7 protein-coding genes are annotated in these 7,866 nt (G+C 48.2%); 3 read left to right on the top strand and 4 right to left on the bottom strand.

Features of this window, described 5'->3' with window-relative positions; all coding sequences use genetic code 11:
• A partial coding sequence (gene katG, locus VIN66_RS13830; protein WP_331924524.1) for a catalase/peroxidase HPI occupies window positions 1–2,137 on the bottom strand: 2,137 nt, incomplete at its 3' end.
• A 334-nt stretch (window positions 2,138–2,471) separates the two neighbouring features.
• On the opposite strand from katG, the gene VIN66_RS13825 reads away from it, so the two are divergent.
• The 3 genes from VIN66_RS13825 to VIN66_RS13815 all read left to right on the top strand — a co-directional run bounded on the left by VIN66_RS13825 (window position 2,472) and on the right by VIN66_RS13815 (window position 4,759).
• Window positions 2,472–2,963 carry a thioredoxin family protein gene (locus VIN66_RS13825; RefSeq protein WP_331924523.1) on the top strand — a complete coding sequence of 164 codons (492 nt, stop codon included), beginning with the start codon at window positions 2,472–2,474 and terminating at the stop codon, window positions 2,961–2,963.
• A gap of 159 nt (window positions 2,964–3,122) precedes the next feature.
• Window positions 3,123–4,442: a type II toxin-antitoxin system HipA family toxin gene (locus VIN66_RS13820; RefSeq protein WP_331924522.1), complete on the top strand. Its 1,320-nt coding sequence runs from the start codon at window positions 3,123–3,125 to the stop codon at window positions 4,440–4,442.
• Window positions 4,439–4,759: a helix-turn-helix transcriptional regulator gene (locus VIN66_RS13815; protein ID WP_331924521.1), complete on the top strand. Its 321-nt coding sequence runs from the start codon at window positions 4,439–4,441 to the stop codon at window positions 4,757–4,759. Before VIN66_RS13820 ends, VIN66_RS13815 begins: the two co-directional genes overlap by 4 nt.
• A gap of 34 nt (window positions 4,760–4,793) precedes the next feature.
• Here the strand turns inward: VIN66_RS13815 and VIN66_RS13810 are convergent, their stop codons facing one another.
• The 3 genes from VIN66_RS13810 to VIN66_RS13800 form a co-directional block, all read right to left on the bottom strand.
• A complete protein-coding gene (locus VIN66_RS13810; RefSeq protein WP_331924520.1) occupies window positions 4,794–5,036 on the bottom strand; it encodes a hypothetical protein in 243 nt (80 codons plus the stop codon).
• Window positions 5,037–5,048: 12 nt separating this feature from the next.
• Window positions 5,049–5,450, bottom strand: coding sequence for a hypothetical protein (locus VIN66_RS13805; RefSeq protein WP_331924519.1), 402 nt, complete (start codon window positions 5,448–5,450; stop codon window positions 5,049–5,051).
• Window positions 5,451–5,751: 301 nt separating this feature from the next.
• Window positions 5,752–7,866: DEAD/DEAH box helicase family protein (locus tag VIN66_RS13800; RefSeq protein WP_331924518.1), on the bottom strand; the 2,115-nt coding region annotated here is incomplete at its 5' end.

The raw sequence follows: 7,866 nt of genomic DNA, 5'->3' as shown, positions 1-7,866 counted from the left end.
CATTGGCACCGTAAACTTCCGCCACTGCGCGCAGCTCGGCATGCGAGCCAAACATCAGGTCAACCGGCGTGGCGGTATATTTCAGCTTGCCGCTTTTACGATCCAGCCCTTGATACAGCCCTGGCTGTTTGTCAGATTTGCGCCACTGCGTCGACATATCCAGCAGGTTAACAAAGAAATCGTTAGTTAAGCTGCCAGGCTTGTCAGTAAAGACACCATGTTTGCTGCCGCCGCTGTTGGCATTCAATACCCGCAAGCCGCCAACCAGCGCCGTCATTTGCGGTACGCTCAGGTTCAGCATATTAGCCCGGTCAATCAGCGCTTCGGCTGGCGATAAAGTGGCGTCGTTGCTGTAATAGTTACGGAAACCATCTGCTTTTAATTCCAGTACCGCAAAGGACGCTGCATCCGTTTGCTGCTGGCTGGCATCAGTGCGGCCCGGAGTAAACGGCACACTTATCGTGTAACCGGCATCTTTTGCCGCTTTTTCTACCGCGGCACCACCTGCCAGTACAATCACATCAGCCAGTGACACTTTCTTGCCACCTTTGAGCGACTTGTTAAAATCGCCTTGTACTTTCTCAAGCGTTTTTAGTACCTTGGCCAGCTCTTTCGGGTCGTTTACCGCCCAGTCTTTCTGTGGGTCCAACCGCAAACGGGCACCGTTAGCCCCGCCGCGCATATCGGTACCACGGAAGCTGCTGGCAGCCGCCCAGGCAGTGCGCACCAACTGAGGCACAGTTAAGCCAGACGCCAGAATTTTACTTTTTAAGCTGGCAATATCACTGGCATCAATCAGTGGGTGATCAACGGCAGGTACCGGGTCTTGCCAAATCAGTGCTTCGGTAGGAACCAGTTTACCCAGGTAGCGTGCCTGCGGCCCCATATCGCGGTGGGTCAGCTTAAACCAGGCTTTGGCAAACGCCAGTTCAAACGCTTTCGGGTCATTTTTAAAACGCAGCGCAATAGCGCGGTACGCCGGGTCTTCTTTTAGCGCCAAATCCGAGGTGAACATAATAGGTGCATGACGTTTACCTTCGACATGCGCGTCTGGTACCAGGTTAGCGCCTTTGCCATCGGCCGGGATCCACTGAATATGGCCGGCCGGGCTCTTGGTTTGTACCCAGTCAAAGCCAAACAGATTATCCAGATACTGCGATGTCCAGGCGATAGGGTTGACCGACCAGGCACCTTCTAAGCCGCTGGTAATGGTGTCTTCAGAATGGCCTTTACCGCATTTGTTTTTCCAGCCAAAACCCTGCTCTTCCACACCGGCAGCGTCCGGGTCTTTATCGACACATTTTTTCGGATCATGCGCGCCATGTGCTTTACCAAAGGTGTGCCCGCCGGCAATCAGCGCCACAGTTTCTTCGTCATTCATTGCCATACGGCCGAAGGTATCGCGGATTTCTTTGGCTGACGCCAGTGGGTCTGGTACGCCATTCGGGCCTTCCGGGTTGACGTAAATCAGGCCCATTTGTACTGCTGCTAACGGTTTGGCCAACTCGCCCTTTTCGTTACGGCGCTTGTTATCCAGCCACTGTTTTTCCGAGCCCCAGTTCACCACTTCGGCTTCCCAGTCGTCAGTGCGGCCACCGGCAAAACCAAAGGTTTTAAAGCCCATGGATTCCAGCGCAACATTACCGGTTAACACCATTAAATCGGCCCATGAAATGCTGCTGCCGTACTTTTGCTTAATCGGCCATAACAGGCGGCGGGCTTTATCCAGGCTGACGTTATCCGGCCAGCTGTTCAGCGGTTCAAACCGTTGCTGGCCACCATTGGCACCGCCACGGCCATCAAAAATGCGGTATACACCGGCGCTATGCCACGCCATACGAATGAAGAAAGGCCCATAGTGGCCATAGTCTGCCGGCCACCAATCCTGCGATTGGGTCATCACTGCTTTGATATCGGCTTTTAACGCATCTAAATCCAGCGCATTAAATTTCTGCACATAGTCGTAGTCGGCGCCATAAGGGTTAGATTTAACCGCATTTTGTCTAAGTGGCGTTAAATCCAGTTTATCCGGCCACCAGAAACTGTTAGTGGTAGTAGTACCGGTATCGGCTGCACTGACACTGATTGAAATTGCCAGTGCCAGCACTGAAATCATAGGAACGGTTTTCTTTATCATGGTTTTATACCTGTCCGAAAGGGTGCCATCGTATTACTGCACCCGGTTATTCTCGCACTGCCACAGCTCTGGCGGCAGCATCCGTAAGGAGGATGAAAAAAGAACGACACCGGCACCGGTAATCCACCCGGCACCACAGCATCAATCCGCCTGATAAATTAAAGCTGAACCCTGATTAATTGCAGTGATATAAACAGATTGAGGTAATCGGAAAAGTTGATTCAACAGTACCTGGCGCTACCATGTTTTGCCAGCATGGGGATACGTAAAACATTGTAAGCTAAACGCTGCATACCTAAGATAGCCAGCTAAACCGATGCATAAGAGCCCGCCAATGAAATACCTGCTAATAGCACTGCCGTTACTACTAATAGCCTGCACCAGCCAGCTTCCCCACCGGGCAGACGCGGCTGAAACAGCCACCTTAGATGCCGAAGGCATCATCAGTACAGACGCTTTGCTTAAGCAGTATCCGCCATTTTCTGCCGAATACGCCCGTTATCAGCCCGATGCCGCTGAGGTTCAGCAAATGCAGCGCTTGCAAGGCCTGCAGCTGGTGGTGTTGTTCGGCACCTGGTGCCATGACAGCGAGCGCGAAGTACCAAGGCTGCTAAAGCTGCTGCAACAAGCCAATATCGCCACAGACAACCTGCAGCTACAGGCCGTAAACCGGCAAAAGCAGCACCCACAGCAACTGCATAGCTACTACAACCTGAAGTACACGCCGACAATCATAGTGCAGCAAAATGGCAAAGAGCTTGGCCGCATTATCGAGCGGCCACAGCAGTCACTGGCGGAAGATTTGGCAAAGATAGCAACTAAGTAGCAATAACTAAATAACGCTAAATTTCTTTTCACAGCGTCTGATATATAAGACACAAGACTGTCTTATCAATGATAATTGTGCCCTATATCAGACAAAAAATGTCTCTTTTGGCTTTTTTGTGCGCTATATTAGACATAAATAGCAATGTGAAGGACATTTATGCAGCTTACACTGCAAGCCTTTAATGACGGCCTCTGGCAAGATGCTTTTGTTATCACTCTGGCTAACCCTGATGCAGGCAAGCTTGGCAGAGTGGCACTACAAGCGCTAACTCCCTATGCAGCAGCCTATTTTGATGAATCAGGTTCGCACAGTTTTTCTGCTAATTATCCGGTTAACCCAATGGATGTTTACAGCTTTAACAGCTGGCCTGCAGTGTTTGAAGATATTATGCCAATGGGCTATGCCCGTACCCTATGGCTAGAAATGCTGGGCCTGCAGCAACAACCCGTTGCGGTGCAGGACTTAACCTTATTGCAAGCCGGCACTATTGCACCTGTAGGGAACTTGCGCTTGAAAGAGTCTGTTGAAATGGCGGCAGAGCATCAGGGAACTGCACTGGAACAGATGCGCTTTGACCAGCTTCAGGTTATAGAACGCAACCATGACTTTTTAAACTATGCCAGACAACGAGGGGCATTATCAGGCGGCGCGACCGGCGCTGGCGGCGCCGCCCCCAAACTGCTGGTCAGGCTAACCGAGCAGCGCGAGGTATGGATAGACACCCTGCAAAATGATAATAGTGCTGACGCACATTATCTGGTGAAATTTCCTCGCGGTAACACTTTAATAGATCAGGACATTCTGCGGGCAGAGTACCATTACTACTGTGAATTAGCAGAGCTGGGGTTCGCCAGTATGGACATCGCCAAATTGCGGCTACACGAAGGCAGTAAACAGCCATCACTGTGGTTGCCACGCTTTGATAGAAAATTTTGTTCTGGCGCCGTGCAACGTTACGGTGTGGAATCTGTATTCTCGCTGTTAAATAAACCAGCAGGCAGCCATTTGAAACACGAAGAGGTATTAAAGGCACTAATACAGGTGGTTAATAACCAAACTGCAGCAGAGCTAACCACAGAATATCTGAAACGTGATTTACTGAACGTAGTGTTTGGTAATTCTGACAACCATGGCAGAAACCAGGCGGTACTAAAACATGCGACAGAGGTTTCACTGGCGCCTATTTATGATTTTGCACCAATGAAAGCAGACCCGGAAGTCGTCATGCGTACAACCTATTGGAGCAATGAATTTGAGCGCGGCGGTGATATTGACTGGCTGTCCTTATGCGACAATCTGAGTTGTTATGGAGAACCTGAATTGTTTAAAACCGAATTGCGCCAATTGGCCGCCAAACTACAAAATTTGCCTAAACGTCTAACAGAGCGAGGCGTCCCTGCCAGTATTATGCAAATGCCGGTAATGGGTTTTGCCTATCTGGAAACCAGGCTGCAGAAGTGGGGGTTATTACCATGACAAAAGCGAACACAATTACCACCGCAGACCGCTTTGCGTTAAAGCAGCGTCTGGTGCAACAAATGTTGGCGGGTAACACCACGCTGGGCCAAATTAGTAAAGTATTGCGTAGCGAAGGCTTGCAAATGTCGCAAACTGAAGTATGCAAACTTACCGGCTTAAGCCGCCAGGTTGTAAGCGATATAGAAAATGACAGTGGCAATCCGCGGTTAGATAGCTTACGCAGTTATTTTAAATTGCTCGGGCTAGAGCTGGCGGTGTTACCGCGCCAGCGCAGTGAGCTGGAAAGCCTGCTTAAACCGCCGGCAGAGCTTTAACCACAAACTCTCTGGCACCCAAACTCATTAGCAGCTATTTAACCGTTTTAAGGTGTTTTCGCTTATGCGCCTTATCAATAGCAATATCTTCGGCGATGGTTTTTTCAGGCATTAAATCTTCCCAATCAAGCGGGCCGGCAATGATACCGCTATCAACGTCGGCCAGATCTGCCGGAATTTCTGTATTAAACAGCTTATCTGCCCGTTCTTTTGCCCTGTCAAGCAACCACTGTTCAAATTCAGGTGAATCTGGAGACGGTCTTTTGCTTTTGGTCATGTCCAATAGCTCCTACAGGTTTCGCCATAAATGAGTCGGTATATTACTGCTTTTGCCGCCAAAGTAGGTAAAACCATGCTTTTCATAATAACGGATAACTTCAGCGCTAACAGGTCGCATAATTCTGATTTGCTCTGCGCCGATACTATCGGCATAAGCCTCTGCAGCAGCAATAGTAAGTTCGACTACTTTACCTTTAAGCAGATGCTTACCTGGCGCACCTTCAATAAAGTCTAAGCGCAATTTCGAGCCGGAGTATGTCGGCTTACCAAGACTTAAGCCACATAGCTGTGCTTTAGCAAACCATATCGCTAGTTCAAACCGCTTCGGATGCTGCTTGGCATAAGAGCCAAAGCCTTTGCGCCAAGACCAAACGGCATCATCATGCCGCTGCTGGCAAGGTTGCTTCTGCAATTCGTAAACTACTTTCTCTTAAACTCTGATATTTTCCCTCTGCTAACTGGTGCGCTGCATTCATTTCTAACCTCCTGCTAAATTGCAAAAATGATAACGAAATGCTGCAAATGCAAGAAGTACTATTTCGCCGGATACCACATCAATTGCGACCCGGCGAAAAAGGAGTTAAATGACAAAACTATCGAAGCTATGATGTTTAACTTGATAAAGGCAGAAAATGAGCAGCATGCAACAGCCGGACAAGCAGGAAACGGAAAACTGGCTTAGCAGTAAAGAGGCGAAAAAGGTGTTGAAGGTATCACTGAATTTCTGTTACGTCTTGCGGTGCAATTACCGCTTTTAACCTTGCAAAGGTGCGCATAGTGTCATTGGCTGCTAAGTCGCCATAATCCGGGTTATTTGCTTTAAGCAAGTAAACACCAGGCCCCTGCTTTTTCACTACCCTTAGCAAATATTCAGCATCTCCGACATCGTCCAGGCGCTCAATGGCCATAACATTATTCGAGATTGAACCTGCATTTACCGGTGTAACCCATTCCAGTAGCAACAAATCGCCATCGGCTATAGGCTGCTTTCCACCGTTCATGGAGTTACCTTTTGCTGGCGCAATAAAATGTTGCATGGGGTTTAAATGGCCATAATGCTCTGGCAGTTCCAGCATTTTTACATCATCCGGCATACCCCTACCGAAATGACCACAGGCAATTTTAAGCGCCGGATAAAACGGCAAAACATTGGTCACGTTCTGTTGTTGACGATCCAATTCGTTCGAGACTTCCGCAGGAGCTGGCGTGCGCAAGGTATATTGAAGCAAGCGCAAATCAATTAGCTCATGGCTTAACTCTGTCAGTAAGGCAACATCATCTGGATTAACTTTAAAGTTGGCACTAAACCGCTCTTCGCTCAGCACAAACCAGGCTTTTGCCGCATGCTTATCTTGTTTGGCGTAAAAATTAATAGGGTTCTTACACCAATATTGGTGCCATTTTAAGCCTCCTGCTTTTTGGTTTTGTAGCTCTGCAGGTACGTCCTTTTCAACCAGATCTGGCCTGCGCTGAATAATTTGCCAACTCAATGCTGACAACTCTGCAGTATTAACCGCTGTATTAAAACCATCTAACTGCAGATAAGCTCGCAGCAACACCATTTTGAAACACTTAGCCATAGCCGTAGTTTCAATGCCGTCGAGCAACCAATCACCATAACGTTGCACTAAACCGGCCAAGTCTTGATCCTGCGTTTGCTCTGCTACCAACTGAAACCAGCTGCCATGTTGCTTACGCACTTTAAGCAGATCATAACCGGCTAAAGCAAACTCGGCAGCGGTTGGGCGGCGACCAATTTCAGCTGTCAGCTGGGCAAAATCTTCTGCTGCTGTGTTTTTAACTCTGCGTACCAGTTGCTGCCAAAACTCAACAATTTGCGGCGCAAAATTTATGTAGCAGCCCGGTGCTATTATCGGTTTCTCTGTAATGTTACGGCTGATATTTTTAATGCCACTGGTATTAAACAATGCAGCGGGTTTGTTTAAAAACGATTGATGATTACCGATAAAATCAACAACCACCAGATGATGCTTATCCAGCCCATCTGCACGGCGCAAGCCCCTACCTAATTGCTGCAAGAATAGGATTTTTGACTCGGTTGGTCTAAGCATTAACACCGTGTCTATTGAGGGTAAATCTGTTCCTTCATTGAATAAGTCGACAGAAAACAATACCTGAATGACTGCGTTATCCAATTGCTCAAGGGCTTCATTACGACGCAAAGTACTCCCCTGATAAACCGCAGCCGCTTTCACCCCTTGCTGGGTAAAATAGTCTGCCATGTAATCGGCATGTTTACGTGACACGCAAAACGCCAATGTCCGGTGTTGTCTGTGCTTATTCCAGTGTTCAAAAATATGCTTTGCCCGCTGGCGGGTGGCAAAAGCGGCATCCAGTGCTGTGGCATCAAATTTACCGCTACGCCAGGGAATTTCCTGATAATCGACAAACTGATCGTAAACACCAAAGTAATGAAACGGCACCAAAATGCCACTTTCAATACCATGCACCAGGTTACGCTCGAACACTAAGTTGTTATCACACAGCGCCAGAATATCCGCCTGATCGCTGCGTTCAGGTGTAGCCGTTAAGCCCAGTAAAAAGTTCGGTTTAAAGTGGTTTAACACCTGATGATAGCTGGGGCTGCCAGCATGATGAAATTCATCAATTACTATGTAATCAAAGTGATCTGTAGCGAATAACTGTAAATGCTCTTTTTTACTTAATGTTTGAATGGACGCAAAAATCATATCTGCAGTTGCGGCTTTTTCGCCGCTGAAATATAAGCCGCTACTCTTTTGCGGGTTTAGGCGGGCAAAACTTTGCTGCGCCTGCAGCAATATCTCTTCGCGGTGAGCAACAAAAAG

The sequence above is a fragment of the Rheinheimera sp. genome, from assembly GCF_036568245.1.
Lineage (GTDB): Bacteria > Pseudomonadota > Gammaproteobacteria > Enterobacterales > Alteromonadaceae > Alishewanella.
Note: the sequence above shows the minus strand (reverse complement) of the source record. Positions and strands in the feature narration are given on the sequence as shown.

Bases quoted from the DNA above. Each gene is read 5' to 3' on its own strand.
- VIN66_RS13825 (WP_331924523.1), top strand. From the start codon at position 2,472: ATGAAATACCTGCTAATAGCACTGCCGTTACTACTAATAGCCTGCACC.
- VIN66_RS13820 (WP_331924522.1), top strand. From the start codon at position 3,123: ATGCAGCTTACACTGCAAGCCTTTAATGACGGCCTCTGGCAAGATGCT.
- VIN66_RS13815 (WP_331924521.1), top strand. From the start codon at position 4,439: ATGACAAAAGCGAACACAATTACCACCGCAGACCGCTTTGCGTTAAAG.
- VIN66_RS13810 (WP_331924520.1), bottom strand. From the start codon at position 5,036: ATGACCAAAAGCAAAAGACCGTCTCCAGATTCACCTGAATTTGAACAG.